This is a genomic window from Solidesulfovibrio sp. C21, assembly GCF_047785625.1.
In the GTDB taxonomy this organism is placed as follows: domain Bacteria; phylum Desulfobacterota; class Desulfovibrionia; order Desulfovibrionales; family Desulfovibrionaceae; genus Solidesulfovibrio.
This window is the reverse complement of the sequence record NZ_JBLODY010000050.1, coordinates 1-17511: the sequence shown is the minus strand read 5'-3', so window position 1 is coordinate 17511 and position 17511 is coordinate 1. Positions and strand designations below refer to the sequence as shown.

14 protein-coding genes and 1 riboswitch are annotated in these 17511 nt (G+C 65.7%); of the genes, 3 read left to right on the top strand and 11 right to left on the bottom strand.

Features of this window, described 5'->3' with window-relative positions; translation table 11 throughout:
- Positions 1-123 precede the first annotated feature (123 nt).
- The 9 genes from rlmN to ACMZ6R_RS14195 all read right to left on the bottom strand — a co-directional run bounded on the left by rlmN (position 124) and on the right by ACMZ6R_RS14195 (position 10363).
- Positions 124-1176 (bottom strand): 23S rRNA (adenine(2503)-C(2))-methyltransferase RlmN, encoded by a 1053-nt coding sequence (rlmN, locus tag ACMZ6R_RS14235; RefSeq protein WP_416112578.1) that lies wholly within the window; start codon positions 1174-1176, stop codon positions 124-126.
- A gap of 537 nt (positions 1177-1713) precedes the next feature.
- Positions 1714-2937, bottom strand: coding sequence for an ABC transporter substrate-binding protein (locus tag ACMZ6R_RS14230; RefSeq protein ID WP_416112576.1), 1224 nt, complete (start codon positions 2935-2937; stop codon positions 1714-1716).
- 7 nt (positions 2938-2944) lie between these two features.
- Complete coding sequence (locus ACMZ6R_RS14225; protein WP_416112574.1) at positions 2945-3934, bottom strand: ATP-binding cassette domain-containing protein; 990 nt, start codon at positions 3932-3934, stop codon at positions 2945-2947.
- Entirely contained in the window at positions 3931-4629 is a 699-nt protein-coding gene (locus ACMZ6R_RS14220; protein ID WP_416112572.1) for a GTP-binding protein, read from the bottom strand. The genes ACMZ6R_RS14225 and ACMZ6R_RS14220 overlap by 4 nt, the downstream gene beginning before the upstream one ends.
- Before the next feature lie 55 nt (positions 4630-4684).
- Entirely contained in the window at positions 4685-5482 is a 798-nt protein-coding gene (gene modA, locus ACMZ6R_RS14215) for a molybdate ABC transporter substrate-binding protein (RefSeq protein ID WP_416112570.1), read from the bottom strand.
- 111 nt (positions 5483-5593) lie between these two features.
- Positions 5594-6088, bottom strand: a complete 495-nt coding sequence (tsaA, locus tag ACMZ6R_RS14210; RefSeq protein WP_416112568.1) for a tRNA (N6-threonylcarbamoyladenosine(37)-N6)-methyltransferase TrmO — start codon at positions 6086-6088, stop codon at positions 5594-5596.
- Positions 6089-6290: 202 nt separating this feature from the next.
- Entirely contained in the window at positions 6291-7475 is a 1185-nt protein-coding gene (locus tag ACMZ6R_RS14205) for a GGDEF domain-containing protein (RefSeq protein ID WP_416112566.1), read from the bottom strand.
- 512 nt (positions 7476-7987) lie between these two features.
- A complete protein-coding gene (gene ahcY / locus ACMZ6R_RS14200; RefSeq protein WP_416112564.1) occupies positions 7988-9412 on the bottom strand; it encodes an adenosylhomocysteinase in 1425 nt (474 codons plus the stop codon).
- Positions 9413-9439: 27 nt separating this feature from the next.
- Positions 9440-10363 carry an ArsR/SmtB family transcription factor gene (locus ACMZ6R_RS14195; RefSeq protein ID WP_416112562.1) on the bottom strand — a complete coding sequence of 308 codons (924 nt, stop codon included), beginning with the start codon at positions 10361-10363 and terminating at the stop codon, positions 9440-9442.
- Positions 10364-10515: 152 nt separating this feature from the next.
- On the opposite strand from ACMZ6R_RS14195, the gene ACMZ6R_RS14190 reads away from it, so the two are divergent.
- Together ACMZ6R_RS14190 and ACMZ6R_RS14185 are read left to right on the top strand one after the other, a co-directional pair.
- A complete protein-coding gene (locus ACMZ6R_RS14190) occupies positions 10516-11130 on the top strand; it encodes a TetR/AcrR family transcriptional regulator (protein WP_416112560.1) in 615 nt (204 codons plus the stop codon).
- Positions 11131-11190: 60 nt separating this feature from the next.
- On the top strand, positions 11191-11766 hold the full coding sequence (locus tag ACMZ6R_RS14185; RefSeq protein ID WP_416112558.1) for a class I SAM-dependent methyltransferase: 576 nt from the start codon (positions 11191-11193) through the stop codon (positions 11764-11766).
- A 219-nt stretch (positions 11767-11985) separates the two neighbouring features.
- Here ACMZ6R_RS14185 and ACMZ6R_RS14180 read toward each other — a convergent pair whose 3' ends face one another.
- Entirely contained in the window at positions 11986-14379 is a 2394-nt protein-coding gene (locus tag ACMZ6R_RS14180) for a methyl-accepting chemotaxis protein (RefSeq protein ID WP_416112556.1), read from the bottom strand.
- A 287-nt stretch (positions 14380-14666) separates the two neighbouring features.
- Positions 14667-16499 carry an ABC-F family ATP-binding cassette domain-containing protein gene (locus tag ACMZ6R_RS14175; protein WP_416112554.1) on the bottom strand — a complete coding sequence of 611 codons (1833 nt, stop codon included), beginning with the start codon at positions 16497-16499 and terminating at the stop codon, positions 14667-14669.
- A gap of 296 nt (positions 16500-16795) precedes the next feature.
- A riboswitch (cyclic di-GMP riboswitch) is annotated at positions 16796-16882 on the top strand.
- Between the two features lie 238 nt (positions 16883-17120).
- Here ACMZ6R_RS14175 and ACMZ6R_RS14170 point away from each other — a divergent pair.
- Positions 17121-17309, top strand: coding sequence for a hypothetical protein (locus tag ACMZ6R_RS14170; protein ID WP_416112552.1), 189 nt, complete (start codon positions 17121-17123; stop codon positions 17307-17309).
- The last annotated feature ends 202 nt before the right edge of the window (positions 17310-17511 follow it).

Sequence of the window (17511 nt, the reverse complement as noted above, 5' to 3'; positions counted from 1 at the left end):
TTCACATCGATAAAAAGAATCACGCAGCTAAAATCCTTAACGTTTCTACGATGGGATCCACACCAAAAAATAATTCTACCTAAACGACCATCTGGTGACAAGCATGCAAATTCTGGCCGAATTTTATGCGTCGCCACGCCCGGCGCACTCCGCCTCGGCCCGCAACTGCCCGCAGGCCGCCGCGATGTCCGCCCCCTTGCTCTTGCGGATCGTGGCCGTAAGCCCCTTGGCCTTCAAAATTTCCTGGAACGCCGCCACACGCCCGGCGTCCGGCTGGCGAAACGGCAGCCCCGGCGTGGCATTGTACACGATCAGATTCACCTTGGCCTTGACCGTGGAAAGAAGCCGCACCAGATCCCGCGCATCGGCATCGGAATCGTTGACCCCGTCGAGCAGCAGATACTCGAAGGTCAGCCGCTCCCGAGGCTTCAGCGGATATTCCCGCAAAAGTCCCATCAGCTCGGGAAGCGGCAGCTTGGCCGCCCCGGGCATGATCCTCGCCCGCATCTCCTGTGTCGGCGCATGCAGCGACACCGCCAACGAACACAACCCCATGCGGCCAAGCTCCAGCAGATTGCGCCGCACCCCGGCCGTGGACACCGTGATGCGCCGGCCCGAAAAATCCAGGCCCTGCGGATGATGCAACGCCTCCAGCGTCTTGACCAGATTGTCGTAATTTAAAAGCGGCTCGCCCATGCCCATAAAGACCAGATTGCGCAACGCCAGCGGTTCGCCCGCATCCAGCAGATACTGCCGCGCCACCAGCACCTGCCCGAGCATCTCCCCAGGCGTCATGTTGCGCCGAAATCCCAGCATGCCCGTGGCGCAAAACCCGCACCCCATGGCGCACCCCACCTGGGTCGACAAGCAGGCCGTGAAATGATCCTTCTCCGGGATCAAAACACACTCCACCGCCTCGCCATCCGACAGCCCCAGCAAAAACTTCACCGTGCCGTCGGCACTCTCGCGCACCCGCAACACGTCCGGCCAGCCGATCTCCGCCACCTCGGCCAGCCGCGCCCGCAACGCCTTGGACACGTCCGTCATCTGGCCGATGTCGCGACAGCCCTTCTGCCACAACCACTGCCAGACCTGGCGCGCCCGGTACGGCGGCTCGCCAAGCGACACGATCAGCGCCTCAAGCTCGTGGAACGTCAGGTCTATCAGGTTCGTCATAGCGGTTCTGTCTGGCTGTCGGTACTGGTACTGGCGGGGCTCCGCCCCGGACCCCGGCAGGGGCTCTGCCCCTGCGCCCCGCCGGGAGGCCACGGGCCCCCCGGGCCCCCCATCCGGTGCGCTTTGGCCGGACGGAAGCGGGATTGGCCCGCGGTCAGGCGGTTGGGTGAAGATGGAGGCGGAATTTGCCGGGACGCTGCATGCCGCTACGCGGCAAGCTCGCCCCGGACAAATTCCGCCTCCACCACGCCGTCGCCCCTTCGGGGCGACATTCAGAAAAAGTATCTTCTTCTTAAATGCGGCGCTTCGCCGCTGGCGCACCTTGTTGCCGCAATCGTGTCCGGCGTCGAGGCGCAAAGCGCCTCGTGTCGCCGGGCCGATTGCGGCGGCAAGATCAAACCGCCTCGCCGTCACCCTGCCGTCGTCCCACCCGGCAAAGCGTAAAGGGGGGACCGGGGGGCATCAAGCCCCCCGGCGAAGGGGTCCAGGGGAGGCAGCGCCTTCCCTGGCCGCCGGAGGCGCCTCATCACTCCTAAACTAATGGCTGGCGTAATACGCTTTGGCGAACAGTTTGCCGGAAGCGGCGATGAGCGGCCCGAGGTCGTTTTCCTCGAGAACGTCCCAGCCGATGAAGCGCACGGAAGCGCCGTCGGGGAGCGGCGAGGAGGCGGCCGGGCTGGTGGGCGGAATGAGGGCGCCGGAGGCGATGGCGGCGGTTTCCGGGCCGAGAAAGAAGTCGACCAGGGGGGCCAGGGTCTTGGCTGCCGTTTGCTTGACCATGACAAAGAGCGGCGAAACGAGGCCGCCGGCGGCGGGCCAGATGATTTCCACGTCGTCCTGGCGCGGGGCGGCGTTGGCGAAGAAGTAGGGCATGACGCCGATGGGTGGCGGGTTGGCTCCGGGGGCGGGGCGGAAGATCTGGGACGGGTGGGTGTCGCAGAGCATGGCCCGGCCAAGGGCGGCCAGGGCGTCGGGGCCGTGCTTGAGGCGGATATTGAGGAGCAGGGTCGAGTCGCCGGCGGTTTCCGGCGGGCCGCACAGGCCGATTTTGCCGACGTAGGCGGGGTCGAGCAGGTCGTCGAAGGAGCGCGGCACCGGAAGGTCGCCGAGGCGCGAGCGCACGGCCACGATGACCAGCGGATTGACGCCGTAGATACGGCAGATGCCGCGCGGGTCGGCCAATTTGGCGTCGGCCAGGGCCGGGTGCATGTCCTGGGGAAGGGGCGCAAGCAGGTCGCCGGTGGTGAAGCGGTCGCGGAAGCTCTTGGACAAAAAGCCGTTGAGCCCGGAGGAGACGATCAGGTCCGGGACCTCGGCCGGGTCGGTCAGGGAGCTGGCGAGATCGTTCAGCGTATGCTTGCCGCAGCTGTCCATGAAGATGCGCGGCCAGGGGGCGTTTGGGCCGAGGCGTTCCTTGAGGTTTTCCAGCGCGATGCCCATGGGGGCCTTGAGCGGACAGGGCAGGCTCAAAAACATGCGCAGACCCGGTCCGGCGGCGTTGTAGCCGTCGCAAAAAAGAGGCCGCATGCCGCCCGGAACGGCGCTCCCCTGCCCGGCCAGGGTTTCGAGGAAGAGTTTTCCGGACAGGCCGTGCAGGGCGAGCAAGGTCCGCATGCTCAAGAAAGGCGCGGCCGAGGCCAGGAATTCGGCATCGGCCACGGCGGCCACGCCCTGGGCGGCCAGGACGTCGCGGCCGGCGGGATGATGGGCCAGAAACCGGGTGACGGGCAGATCGAGGGAGGTTTCCTCCAAAACGGACATAAGGCGATCACTCCTTGGGAAAATGCACAGGCCGTCCCCGGCGCAGGTCCTCACGGGCGGCGGTGAGTTTCTCGTCCATGGCGGTCAGGGCGGCCAGGGTTTCGCGCTCGGCCGGCGAGGTTTCGATCACGGCGGCCACGGCCCCGACGGCAAAGACCAGCCGGCGCGTGGCCAGCAGGGCCAGAAGCGGATCGTGGGTGGCCACGAGCACGATCTTGCCGCTGCCGGTCAAAAGGGAAATAGCCTTGCAGCGGTCGATGCCGGCGTTTTCGATCTCGTCGACGAGCACGATGGGCGAGGCGCAAAGCCGGGCCACGTCGGCGATCATGAGCGCCCGGCTCTGGCCGCCGGAAAGCGCGGTCAGGGGCGTTTCGGCGCAAAGCGGTTCGCCGGCGAGGTCGTTGGCCAGGGCGACCACCTCGGTCACCACGGAAGGGACGTCGGCGGCCAGGCGGCTTTCGGCGTGGGCGGTCAAAAACTCGCCCACGGCCAGGTCCATGACGAAATGCATGTTCTGGGACAGCTGGGCCACGAGCCGGCCGGAAAAGGACAGCCGGGCCGTGGCGTCGGCCACTGCGCCATTCAAGAGCACCCGGCGGCGGGTGGGCGTGTCGGCGTCGGCCAGCCATTCCACATCGGCCAGGAATCGGCTTTTGCCCGAGCCCGTGGGGCCGACCAGGGCCACGACGTCGCCCGGAGTAAGCGTCAGGTCCAGGGCCTCGGGTCGGCCGCGCTTGTCCGTGCCGCCGCGAATGGTCAGGGAGGCGACCCTGGGGCCGGAAACGTCCAGACGGGTCAACGCCTCGGCGAACCGGGCGAAGCGTTCGGCCAGCTCCTCGCGGGAAAGCCCCACCTCGGCCAGGGCGGTTTCGGCGAGGTCGGCGAAATAGGCTTCGGGCGTGACGGCGTCGGCGGGCGCGGGCAGGCCCTGGAGGCCGAAAAAATCGCGCCCGGCCGGCATCTCGCGCCAGATGTCCCCGAACGTGCGGCCGCTCATGACGCCGCCTCGCCGAAATCCATCTTGCGCACGTTGCCCATCTGATGATCCGCGCCCACCCGGCGCTGGCCCAGGCAGTAGGAACACACGGCCGCCGGCATGGTGAAGCGCAGGCTCGCGCCGTCAAGGGTCGGCGTGTCCGGGGCGGCGGCGATGACGTGGGCCAGGGCGTCGGCCCCCTGGCCGGTCAGGCCGCTGACGAAAAGGACCGTGGCCCGGGGATTGACCCGGCGCACCCGGAAGGCGAACACCTCGCGCTCGGCCTGGGACACCACGTCGCCCTTGGTCACGGCCACCACGTCGGCCAGACGCAGCATGGGGCCGATCTTGGCCGGGGTGTCGATGCCGGAAAGGGCGTCGACCACGCACACGGCCAAAACGCCCTCGAGGTGGGGGGCGCAGCGGTTGCACAGCCCGGCGCTCTCGATGGCCAGGATGGACACGCCCCGGCGCGCGCCCCAGGCATGGGCGTCGGCGGCATTGCAGACGTAGAAATGGTCCGGGCAGAGCGCCCCGGACAGGCCCTGCACGGCGGGCACCCCGGCCTTGGCATAGGCCTCGCGGTCGCGGCTGGCCAGACAATCGAACTTGACCACCCCGAGGGAGAGGTCCCGGCCGGCCAGGATGGAGGCGGCTTTCAGCAATATGGAGGTCTTGCCGGAAGCGGGCGGTCCGGCCACGGTGACGCATTTCATGATGGAACGGGCTCTCCTTTAGGCGGCTGCGGGCCACGGTAGGCCAGGGCCACCGTCAGGGCAACCCGACCGGAACGAAGCCGAAATCGCGAAAAATCTTCTGGGCGTCCTCGGAAACCAGGAACAACGCGAAGAGTCTCGCGTCGGGACCGGCATCCTTGCGCACGGCCATGCCGTAGGACGCGGCCACGGAAAGGTCGGCCGGCAGGGGGACCTGGACCAGCCCGGGCACGCTTTTGGGGAGGTTGCCGCTGCAATAGCCCAGGAAGACGTCGATCTTTCCGTCCTCGAAGGCGGCGGCCACCGGATGCTTGCCCCGCACCGGCGCGGAATTGTGCGCCCCGCCGACGATCTTGTCGGCCTTGGCTTCCAGGGTCTGGCGGCTGCCGGGTTTCACGGCGTCGGTCTTGGCGAACATGGCCCAGGCATAGTCGCCGGCCGGGTCGGCCTTGGGCGTGGAGGTGCCCAGGCGCACGGCCGGATCGAGCAGTGTCTCGAGCAGATTTTCCGTGGTCAGGCCGAGCTTGTCCCGGCCGGTGGCGCACAGGGCGTTGCGGGCATAGAGGATCGTCGGCAGGGCCAGGCCTTCCCGGGCCAGGGCCTCGGGACTCGCCATATCGGCCGAAGTCAGGATGTCCGGGCGTTCCCCGCCCTGGATGCGCTTGCGCAAGAGCCCGGACGGCCCAAACGTGACGTTGACCGCGATGCCGTGGGCTTCCTGAAACTGTTTGGCCAGGGCCGTCATGACGCCGCGCAGGCTGCCGGCGGCATAGACGGTGACGCCCGGCGAGCCCGCGCCGGCCGGCGCGGCGGACAAGAGCAGCAGCAAGGCGGAGAGCAGGATACGTCGCATGAATTCCCCTTCGCGATGTTATGGGCCGTGAGTGTGAACAAAACTTTCCACCGGGCGCTCCCCAAGGGGAATGCCCCGAAACGATCCGGGAAAACCTCCGGTTGCGGGCGATCAGCGGAAGCGGTCGTCGGAAATATAGGCGTCGGCTTTGCTGGCCTTGGTGGCGAACCAGCCGACCCTGCCCGCCTCCCAGACGTCGAAGTGCGGCACGTAGGGCTTGATGTCGAGCACCGGCGTGCCGTCGAGGACATCGACGTTGCGCAGGCGCACGGTCAGGCCCGCGACCTCCTCCAGCTCCAGCACGGACAGGCCGATGGGGTTGGGCCGCTTGGGCGAACGGGTGGCGAAGATGCCGTGGTCGGCGTTGTCCAGAAACGGCCGCACGGTCAGGTCGTACCCGCGCACCCGGTGCAGGTGGTAGAGCAGAAAGACGTGGGAGAAGCCTTCCAGGTCGGCCAAACCTTCGGCGAAGTCGGGATGCACCTCGATATGTCCCGTCACGCCCATGGCCCCCACGGGCTGGACGGGCATGCCCTGGATGTCGGTGTAAGGGGAATGCAAAATGCCGATGGGACGATAGGCGATGTCTTCCGGGAGTATGTTCATGTGGTTCCTCGGGGGCGTTTGCCGGGCAAAAGGTATCAAGATCCGGGCCACATTTTCCGCCCCGTGATTGCGGGATGTTACGCATGGACACCCGGCGGTCGGGACAAATCCGTCGTGTAGCGATACAAACTTGTCGGGAGGAAGGCAACCGGCTTGAATGACACGAAAATAATGAAAGGAGTGACTCTCGTGGCAGGGGGCGTCAGGTCCGGACCTCGGCCGTACGGCCGGTGAGCTGGTCGGCGTGCAGAACCATGTCCCGGGCCATGTCCTTGGCGGTAAGCAGGGCCATGTCGGCCAGGCGCATGAAGTCCTCGCCGTCGTCGGTTTCGCCGCCCTTGTGGCTGGACAGGCCGATGGTCACGGTCAGGCGTTGGGTCAGGCCAAGCGAGGTCCAGTCATGGGAAGCCACGGCCCGGCGCAGACGCTCGGCCACGGAGCCGGCGCGAAGCGGCGGCGTGCGGGAAAGCAGCACGCAGAATTCGTCCCCGCCGATGCGGGCCACCAAATCCCCGCCCCGAAGCTCCCGGGAAACAATGCGGGCCAGGGTGCGTAGCGCCTCGTCGCCCCGGGCATGGCCATGGCAGTCATTGACGGTTTTGAAATGGTCGATATCGACCAGGGCCAGGCTGGTCCAACTGCCGCTATCGGCGGCATCGCGCAGTTCCTTGGCAAAGGCCGTCTCGAAGCCCCGCCGGTTTTGCAGGCCGGTCAGGGGATCGATGTCGGCCAGCAGGCGCACCTCGTTTTCCACGCGTTCCCGGTGCAGCAGGACAAAACCGAAGGTGCAGGCGACCAGACTCGGCACGGAAAGCACCATGGCGATGTCCTGGGTCACGCCCGGGGCAAAGGGATCGGGATTGGCCGACGGGGCGAAAAACACCGACAGACCGCGCACCATAAACGACACGGCGGCCAGGACATAGCCCGAGGCGAGGATGCCGATCACCCGCAGCCGGAATTCGCGCCGTCTGGCCACGATGGTGCCGGCTATGGCCAGGCTCTGGAAGGCGAAGAGCAGACACAGCAACAACGTGCGGACCTTGACCGCCTCGAGCAGCCCGCCGGCAAGGACCATCGCCAGAAGAATCGGCAACACCCGTTGCCAGGACGGACGGCGGTCGCCGTAGAACGCGTCGAAGGACGCCTGAAAAAAAGACCAGCCTAGGGCGAACAGGCCGTTGCCGAGCACAATGGCCACGCCGGGGGGAATGACGTCGCGCAGGGCGAAAAACGGGGTCGAAACGATCAGCGTGAAAAGCCCGGCGATCCACAGCCGCGCCCCCCTGGCCCGGCTGTCGGCAAAGGCAACGGCAAGCAAACTGGCAATGCAAAAATTGCTGATGACATAAATGACGGAGGCCGTCTTGAAATCGAAATTCTGCATTGCCGGCCTGGATATCGCGTTTTCAGAACTGGAGCAAACATTTCTTTGATCATTGCATGTCGTAACGTAAAAAAAGATTCATTGGACAAAATGGCACCCCGTGCCAGGTGTGTGTAATTCTGTCTCTCCGACCGCAGTAAGCCGCCGCAACGACCGGCAATACGACGTACAACCGAAAGGGAACAGTCCATACCGCGCCCGGATTATCCCTTTTTCCACAGTACAGCCGGCATATTGTCGCAACAAACACCGGCCCGCGACGCCGCCAGTCCACACGCCCCCGGCTCAAAAAATGCCGCGCTTCTGGTCAAGCCCCCCCAAAAAAGAAGCCGGAGGCCATCCGTATCTTGCGATACGGCTGGCCTCCGACCTCTTCAAAAAAAATGCTGTTATAACGAAAAGTTATCTATTTCAACATATCCCGAGAAAAAGTTTAGGCAAGGGAGAGCGCGAGAGGGGCTATCGCCCTTTTCAAAGGGTTTTCCCCTCTCGCACCGCCCCTCCAGCATTGCCTAATAGCGGTAATGCTCCGGCTTGAACGGGCCGGCCACATCGAGGCCGAGATAGGCGGCCTGGGCCTGGGTCAGGGTTTCGAGCTTGGCGCCGAGGCGGGCCAGATGGAGCCGGGCCACTTCCTCGTCCAGAAGCTTGGGCAGGGTGTAGACGCCGGTCTTGTATTCCTTGGTCGCCAGTTCGATCTGGGCCAGGGCCTGGTTGGTGAACGAGTTGGACATGACGAAGCTTGGATGACCGGTGGCGCAGCCGAGATTGACGAGCCGCCCCTCGGCCAGCATGAGGATGGCGTTGCCCGAGGCCATGGTCCATTTGTCCACCAGGGGCTTGATCTGATTCTTTTTGCAGGTCGGGGTGTTTTCCAGGTAGGCCACGTTGATCTCGGAATCGAAGTGACCGATATTGCAGACAATCGCCCCGTCCTTCATCTTTTCCATGTGCGCGCCGGTGATGACGTCGCAGCAGCCGGTGGCCGTCACGAAAACATCGCCCAGGGAGCAGGCCGCTTCCATGGTGGTGACCTCGTAGCCTTCCATGGCCGCCTGCAAGGCGCAGATGGGGTCGATCTCGGTAATGAGCACCCGGGCGCCGAAGCCGCGCATGGACTGGGCGCAGCCCTTGCCCACGTCGCCGTAGCCGGCCACGACCACGACCTTGCCCGCCACCATCACGTCGGTCGCCCGCTTGATGCCGTCGGCCAGGGACTCGCGGCAGCCGTAGAGGTTGTCGAACTTGGACTTGGTGACCGAGTCGTTGACGTTGATGGCCGGGAAAAGCAGCTCGCCGGCCTGCATCATCTGGTAGAGCCGGTGCACGCCGGTGGTGGTCTCCTCGGAGACGCCGCGGATCTTTTTGGCCAGGCGTTCGAAACGGCCGGCATCGGCGGCCACGGCGGCCCGGATGCGGTCCATGATGATGCCCATTTCCTTGTTGGCGGCCGGGGCGTTCAGGATCTTGGCGTCCTTGGCGCACTTGTAGCCGTGGTGGACGAACAGCGTGGCGTCGCCGCCGTCGTCGACGATGAGGTCCGGACCGGTCCCGTCGGGCCAGGTCAGCGCCATCTCGGTGCACCACCAGTAGTCTTCCAGGGTCTCGCCCTTCCAGGCGAACACGGCGGCCAGGCCGTCGGCGGCGATAGCGGCCGCGGCATGGTCCTGGGTCGAGTAGATGTTGCACGAGGCCCAACGCAGGTCCGCGCCAAGGGCCTGCAGACATTTGATCAGCATGGCCGTCTGGATGGTCATGTGCAGCGAGCCGGTGACGCGCAGGCCGGCCAGGGGCTTTTGCGGGCCGTATTTCTTGATGACGGCCATAAGGCCCGGCATCTCGCCCTCGGAAAGCTGCATTTCCTTGCGGCCCCAATCGGCCTGGGACAGGTCGGCGACCTTGTAGGGAAGGGTCAAATCAAGCGGTTTCACGCTCATGTTCGTCTCCTTTGGCTGACGTGTTTTTTACCGGGGCCGGGCGAGCAGGCGCGCCACGACCAGCCCCTTGTTGGCGGGATGCTCGGAATACCGTTCCAGGTCGAAACCGGCCCGAGTAAGCCACGCGACAAATTTTTCCCGGGAAAAGCCCAGCCAGCGGTCACCGAAGCGGCGGCGCATGGCTTCGTCCCCGTGGGGGGTGAAATCGATGACCGCCAGCCGACCGTGGGGTGCGAGCACACGCCGGGCTTCGGCCAGGGCGGCGGCCGGGTCGGGCAGATGGTGCAGCGTCAGGCAGATGACGGCGAAATCTGCTTCGCCGTCGGCCATGGGCAGATGTTCGAGCTCGCCCATGCGCACCCCGACCGACAGCCCGACCGTACGGCGCTCGGCCAGGGACAGCATGGACGGGGAACTGTCCACGCCGATGACGGCCGTCGCCCGCTCGGCCAGAACGGGCAGCATCTCCCCCGGCCCGCAGCCGAGATCGGCGGCCAGGGCAACCTGTCCGGGCATGACCTCGCGCACAAGCGCCGCCGGGTCCACCGGCCCCAGCACCTCGCGGCGAAGCCGCACCCAGTCCGGGGCGATGGCGTTGAAAAAGCGCCGGGTCTCCTGGCGGCGTTCGCCAAGCACCGCGTCCACGGCGGCAAGGTCGGCCTCGGGCCCGGCCACGTCCAGCCACGGGGCCAAGGCAGCCAGGAAATCCTTTTGCGGAGCCTCCCCGGCCAAACTGTAAAAGGTCCAGGCGCCCTCCCGGCGGCTGGCGAGCAGCCCGCAGCCGACCAAAATGCCGAGATGGCGCGAGATGCGCGACTGGCCCATGCCGAGCGCGGCCACGATCTCGCCCACGGACAACTCGTGGCGGGCCAGGATGCGGACCAGACGCAGGCGCGTCTCGTCGGCCAGGGCCTTGAACCAGGGAAGCGGTGTTTCGGCGTCTTTTAGCATATCAAGATATCCTGATATGTTTATCTACTGATTTCGTTTTACCCCGTCAAGCCGTTTGTTCCCTCTTCGTCGCCTTAAGCGACTCAAAATCCATTGACCGACGGTCGGTCAATGGATACTATTTCAGAAATAGACCAATAATGGGGCATCGCATGCGTACCGTCAAAGCGCCGCAAGACAGGCGCGCGGAATTTCTCGAGGCCGCCCAGACGCTGTTCGAAGCGCGCGGCGTGGACGCGACTTCGGTGAGTGACATCATTGCCATGGTCGGCGTCGCCAAAGGCACTTTCTACTGGCACTTCAAATCCAAGGAAGCCCTACTCGAGGCGCTGGCGGAGCGACAGACAAGCCTTTTCATCGAGACGATCACGCCCATCCTGGCCGCCCCGGAGCGAAGCGCCATCGAGAAACTGCGCGACCTCTGGCTTGTCCACGAAAAAAAACGCCAGACCCGATCAAGCCTGCAACGGCATGCCCACAAACCCGAGAACCTGCTGCTGCATCAAAAGCTTCGCGACATCGAGGCAAAAGGCCTTGTCCCAATGCTGGCGGAAGTGATCGCCCAGGGAAACCGCGAGGGCCTCTTTCGCGCGCCCGATCCCGAAACGACCGCTGCGTTTCTGATCATGGCCCAGGGCCTGCATCTCCGCCAGGCCGAGATCACAGGCAAGCCGGGAGCGGATACCCGCGAGGACGCCGTCCAGGATATCCTGGAACGGGTCCTCGGCGCCGCGCCCGGAAGCCTGGCCTTTCTGTCACACGGCTGAAAGAGGCATGCGCCAACCAACCATGCCCGGCATCATGATCCCCAAAACACGGAGCATCCCATGAGCGAAAACACGTCGGCAAAAACGGAAAGCCCCCATGTCTGCCCGGCAAGCCACGCCGGTTGGCTGGCCAGTTCCCTGCGCAGGCTGATGCACCATCCCGAGGCGATGCTGCGCGGTCTGGTCCGGGAGGGCGATACGGCCGTGGACCTCGGCTGCGGCCCGGGCTTTTTCACGCTTCCCCTGGCCAGGCTGGTTGGCCGGGACGGTCGCGTGATCGCGGTGGATCTCCAGGAAGAGATGCTGGGGATGATGCGCCGCCGGGCCGAGCGCGCCGGGCTCGCCTCCCGCATCATCAGCCACCGCTGCGAGGCCGCGACCATCGGCCTGACCACGCCGGCGGATTTCGCCCTGGCCTTTTACATGGTCCACGAAACGCCGGACATCGCCGCCTTCCTGGCCGAACTCCACGGCATCCTCAAGCCCGGTGGCAAGCTGCTTTTGGTCGAACCGCGCTTCCACGTCGACAAGGCGGATTTTAAGCGCACACTCGAGCTTGCCGCTGGCGCGGGGTTCCGGTTCATTGCCGCGCCCCGCATTTGGCTCAGCCTGGCGGCGCTTTTCGCGCGGGATTAGGGGAGGGAGAGTGAGAATGATACCGGGGGGAAACCTTTCTGAAGAAAGGTTCTCCCCCCGGGCCCCCCTTCTAAAGACTTTCAATGGTGACGGGTTGTTATCCGAACATCATCTGTAATAGTAGAAAACTTTAGGAAGGGGAGAGCGCGAGAGGGGAGAACCCTTTTTAAAGGGTTTCCCCTCTCGCATCCTCTTCCACTCTTCTCTCTCTCCCCGCCTCTACTCCCGCATATCTTCAATCAAGCGCATGAGTTCGCCGGCCTGGCCGGCCAGGTCGGTGACGGAGCCGGCTGCCTCGTCCATGCCCATGGCGGTTTCCTCGGCCACCTCGCCGATGGCGGACACGGCCCGGTTGATCTCGTCGTGGGCGCTGGCCTGGGCCTTGGCCGAGGCGGCAATGGCCCGCACGGCCTGGGCCGCGTCTTCGCAGCGCGAGACGATCACGGCCAACGTCTCGCCCGAGCGGGCCACCAGTCCGTCGGCTTCGGCCACGGCCTGGGTGGCGGAGGTCGCCTTGCCGGCGCTGTCGTCCACGGCCGAAAGCACGGCATGGACCGAGGAGGAGACCTCCTTGGTGGCGCTCATGGTCTTTTCGGCCAGCTTTCGCACCTCGTCGGCCACCACGGCGAAGCCGCGCCCGGCCTCGCCGGCCCGGGCCGCCTCGATGGCGGCATTCAGGGCCAGCAGGTTCGTCTGGTCGGCGATGTCGGAAATGACGGCGATGATACCGCCGATGGAGGCGGCACGGCTGCCCAAGGCGTCCATGCTCTGGCGCAGGGCGTCGGAAATGCCGTTGACCTGGGCAATGGCCTTGGCCGTGCGCTCCACGGCCTCCCGACCGGCCCTGGCCTCGGACATGGCCGATTCGGCCCCCGTGGCCGCGCCCTCGGCTCCTGAGGCCACGGCATCAAGGGCCTGGTTCAGGCTCTCGAAGGCGGCGGCGGTCTCCTGCAACTGGGCGGTCTGGGACATGGCCCCGTCGGTCACGGCGGCCACGCGCCCGGAGAGCTCCTCGGCATTGGCGGCCACGTGGCGGGCGATTTCCTCGGCCTCTCCGGCCACCCGGCGCAGCACCTCGTTGCGCGAGACGATCATGGCTTCCTTGGACTTGACGTCGGACAGGTCGACCACCAGGGCAAAGGCCCCGATAAGCCCCTCATCGAGGTCATAGAGCGGCGCGGTGTCCATGCGCACATGACGCGTGGCCCCCTGGCCGTCGTCCAGCAGGAATTCCACGCCCAGCCGGCAGTTGTTGTCGTCGAGGCAGGCGGTCATCTGGCCGGCGGCGGCGGCGTTGGGCCCGAAAATCATGGCCACCGGCCGGCCGAGCACGGCCTTGTAGTCGGCATCCAGGCCGAGAAGACGCAGCAGCGGCGGGTTGACGAAGGTGACCTTGCCCGCCGTATCCACCACCAGACAGGGAATGGTGACTGCCTTGAGAATGCTCGAGGCAAAGCCCAGCTTGTTTTTGATCTCGTCGACCATCTGGAGCAGGCCCGAGCGCAGGTCTTCCAGCTCGCCCTTGCACTTCGCCGGCGGCGCGGCGGAGAAATCGCCGCGCGTCACGGCGGCCAGGTAGGTGAGAATGCCGGCCAGGGGTGTGAGGATCTCCCGGCGCAGAAAGATGGTGACGGCCAGCAGCACCAACGCGGCCGTGATGCCGGCCACGGCCAGGGACACGTTTCGCAGGCCATGGGCGGCGGCGAAAGCCTCGGAGGCCGGAGTGCGGGCCAAAAGCGCGAAGGTGACGTCGCCGAAGCGGACCGGCGCGAACGCGGTGAGCGCTTCGTGGCCCGAGGCGTCCTTGTCGGTCAGATTGCCGATTTGTCCGGCGAGCGCCCGGGCCACGGCATCGCCTGAAGGCACGGCGGCATCGGACGCGGAGGCGACGGCTTCCACCCGCAGGCCGCCGTCGCCGCCGACCAGCAGGAAGTCGCGGGTCACGCCCGTGCCCTCGCCCTGGCGCATGATGCGCGTCAGCTCGGATTTGGGCACGCGCAGGATGGCGGCGGCCTCGATCATGGTGCCGGTGTGGTTTTTGACCGGCGCGGCCACAAAGGCCGTGGGCTCGCCGCCAAGGGGCGGATAGGGGGTAAAATCGGCGAACACGATGTGGCCCTGCATGGCCCCGCGCCAGGCGGCGGCCAGGCTCGTGTTTTTAAGCGGCCCTTCCTTGACGTCCTCACCCACCTCCTTGCCCTTGGCCGCGCCGAAAAGCACCCGGCCGTCGTCGGCCACGAGCAGTGCGTCGGCAAAGCCCAGCACCTTGGTAAAAGGACCGAAGGCCGGCCCCACGTATTCGTGGAGATCCTTGTAGTCCGGGGTGTCCACGGGGGCCCGCTGGCCGGGCTTGGTGCCCATGAAATAATCGCGGGTCATGCCCACGGCGTTGTAGACTTCCTTGACCGAGGCCATGATGGCGGCCTCGCGCAGCCAGGTGGCGGCGGCTGCTTCCAGGGCCTCCTGGCGGCTGTCCCTGGCGGCGGCCAGACCGCCGAAAGCCTGTTCGCCCAGGATGCCAGAGGCGCGTCGCACGCTGACGACGCCGGTGACGGCAAGGGGCAGGATGCTGATGGCCAGACAGAAACAGATGAGCTTGTACTTCAGGGTCATACTACTTCTCGGGGGATTAAGCGGTGCTCGCCGGCTGGCGGCATTTGCGCTCTGGTATATCCCGCTGAGGCACAGGACCGTGAAATCCATGTGTCGTTTCGGCTACGCCCCTTTTCCTTTGTTACAAGAGACGCACAAAACCCCATGCCCGCACAAAGCCGATACCGCACAGCCGATTATTCTTTCGCAATAGCCCCGACAAGCCTATACTCCATCGGCTTACCCTGATCTTCACCGCTGTAACCGAACAGACACCCCCGACGCCTGATTCCGCGCCGCTCCCCTCCTCAGGCAGGCGGCGCCAGCTTGGCCTCCAGCTCGGCCCAGCGCGCGTAAAGCCCTTCCACGGTCGCCTCGGCCGCCTGGGCCACCGCCAACCGGCGTGAAAGCTCCGCCCCGTCCGAGGCCACGCCCGGGTCTTCAAGCGCCGCCTTCGCCGCCTCCAGGGCCGCCTCGGCCTCGCCGATGGCCGCTTCCATGCCGTCGTATTCGCGCTGATCCTTATACGAGAACTTTTTGGCCGAAGCGGCCTGGGACCGGGACTTGGCCTTGGGTTCGCGCCGGGCCTTGGCCTGCCGGGCGCGCTCGCGCAGTCCGGCCTCGAACTCGCCCTCCCACTGGGCATAGTCGGCGTAGACCTCCGAGCCGCCCGCGCCGTCAAGGCCCAGAAGCACCGTGGACGCCCGGTCGAGCAGCGACCGGTCGTGGGTGATGAGCACCACCGCGCCGGGAAATTCCAGCAGACTTTCCTCGAGCATTTCCAGGGTCGGGATGTCCAGGTCGTTGGTCGGTTCGTCGAGCAGCAGCACATCGGCCTGGCGCAGCATGAGCCGGGCAATGAGCACCCGGGCCTGCTCGCCGCCGGATAAAAGCCCCACCGGCAAATCGAGCTGTTCCGGGCGCAGGGCGAAGCGCTTGGCCCAGGTCACCACATGCACGGGGCTGCCCCGGTAGATGACGCTGTCCGCGTCCGGGGTGAAGGCCTGGCGCAGGGTCTGCTGTGTATCGAGCTGTTCGCGCTTCTGGTCGAAGACGACGACTTCGAGCCCCGGAGCGCATTTGACCGAGCCCGCATCCGGGCGTTCCTCGCCGGCCAGCACGCGCAAAAGCGTGGACTTGCCCGAGCCGTTGGGCCCGGTCAGCCCCAGCCGCACGCCGGGTGAAAGCACGATATCGACGGCGTCAAAAAGCGGCCGCCCGGCATAGGCCTTGGCCAGATGTTCGGCCACGAGCAGACGCTTGGTCTGGCGGCCGGTGCCGGAAAAATCGATGCCCGCCCTGGTGATTTCCCGGTTGCGGGACCGGGTTGCGGCCAACTCGCCAAAGAGCTCCCCCGCCGCCTCGATGCGGGCCTTGGCCTTGGTGGCCCGGGCCTTGGGGCCGCGCCGCAGCCATTCGATCTCGCGCCGGGCCTTGTTGGCCAGCGTCTGCTCCAGCGCCCCCTGGTTCTCCAAAAACGCCTCCCGGGCCTCGAGAAGCGCGCTGTAGGGGCCGTCCACGCTGAGAAACCCCTGAGGATAGGCCGCGGACAGTTCGATGGTGCGCTTGGACACCTTTTCCAGGAAAAAACGATCGTGGCTCACCACCACAAAGGCGAAAGGCGCGGCGGACAAAAACCGCTCGAGCCAGAGGATGGAAGCCAGGTCCAGATGGTTGGTCGGCTCGTCGAGGAGCAGCACATCGGGCTCGGTCACCAGGGAACAGGCCATGGACAACCGTTTGCGCCAGCCGCCGGACAGTTCCGCCACGGCCACGGACGGGTCCTCGAAGCCCAGCCGCCCCAGCGTCACGGACACCCGGGCCAGCTGTTCCGGATCGTCTTCCGGCCGGGCAAAGGCGGCCAACGCCGCCAGGGACACGGCCTTTTGCGCGGTCAGGCCGTCGGCAAAGCTGTCCTGCTGGGCGACATAGGACAGTCGCACCCCCTGGCGCAGGGTGCGCTCGCCCGCGTCTGCGGGCTCCAGGCCGGCCATAATTTTAAGAAGCGTGGATTTGCCCGAACCATTGGGGCCGATCAGCCCGATGCGTTCCTTTTCGGAAACGGCCAGGGAGATATCGGAAAAAAGGCGACGGACGCCAAAGGCTTTGGCGATGTTGCGAAGCGTAACGCAGGTGCTCATAGCCGCTTGCAGTAGTGCATGGGCCGCCCCGGCGTCAAACGTAGCCGTCCCGCTCGCGAAGGCGACGCAGGAACTCGCAGACGGTGACGTTTGTTTATTTACGGAATGGTAAATAAGTTGTAATGTATTGTCCGACGATTGTCCTGGATGATGGCGTCGACGCTTCCCGGTCGCGCCGGCCCGCCTTGCGGGCGCTCGTTCAGGGAAAGAGCCGGTCCGCCTGCCGCGGGCCAGGCGGCAGCCCGGTCCCGGGCCGCGCCGCCCGGCCTCCTCGGTTTGCCGGATCATCGACAACGCACTGAAAAAGGCAAACCCTTCGAAAGAAGGGGACGCAAAGCCACGGGCCTACGTCCCGCCAGGGATACGGCAGCCGGGCCGCCAATGCGCCGCATCCTCCGATACAGCGCTTTGGCCAGCGTGAAAGGAGGTACGGGCATGCCACGCGAACCCTGATCGATCCCCAGCCTTCCTCTTTTTTGTCCTGGATTGTCCCCGCTCGGGAGTGGAGCGCGGACTTTCCGCTTGTACCGCATCACGGTCCGACGCGCCTGTCACCTCGGCGGGAGAAAAGGCGAATCGGCCCGGGAAGGAGCTTGCTCGAGATGAAGGAGAAGTACGGTCATGAGCAATATATCGGGGATCGGACTTTGCGGCAGCGACGCCACGGCGTCCGTTCTGTCCAACAAGGAGATGCAGTACTTTAAGCGCGTGTTTGCCGCTTCCGCGGACAATACGCAGCAGCCCGCGCAGCCGGCGCCCACCCAAAGCGCCAAACCCGGCGTGGGCACCCGCCTGGATGTGAAGGTCTGATCGTTTCACCGCCTCGGGACGGCCCCCTGTCATGGAAGATGACGCGGGGCCGTCCTTTTTTTCACCCATTCCCCTTTTGCTTGGGCATAAAAAAAGCCCCGGAGATTCGATTTGAATCTTCGGGGCTTTTGAAAAAGAGCCCTGGCGGCGACCTACTTTCCCACGCAAGAGTACGCAGTATCATCGGCGAAGGAGGGCTTAA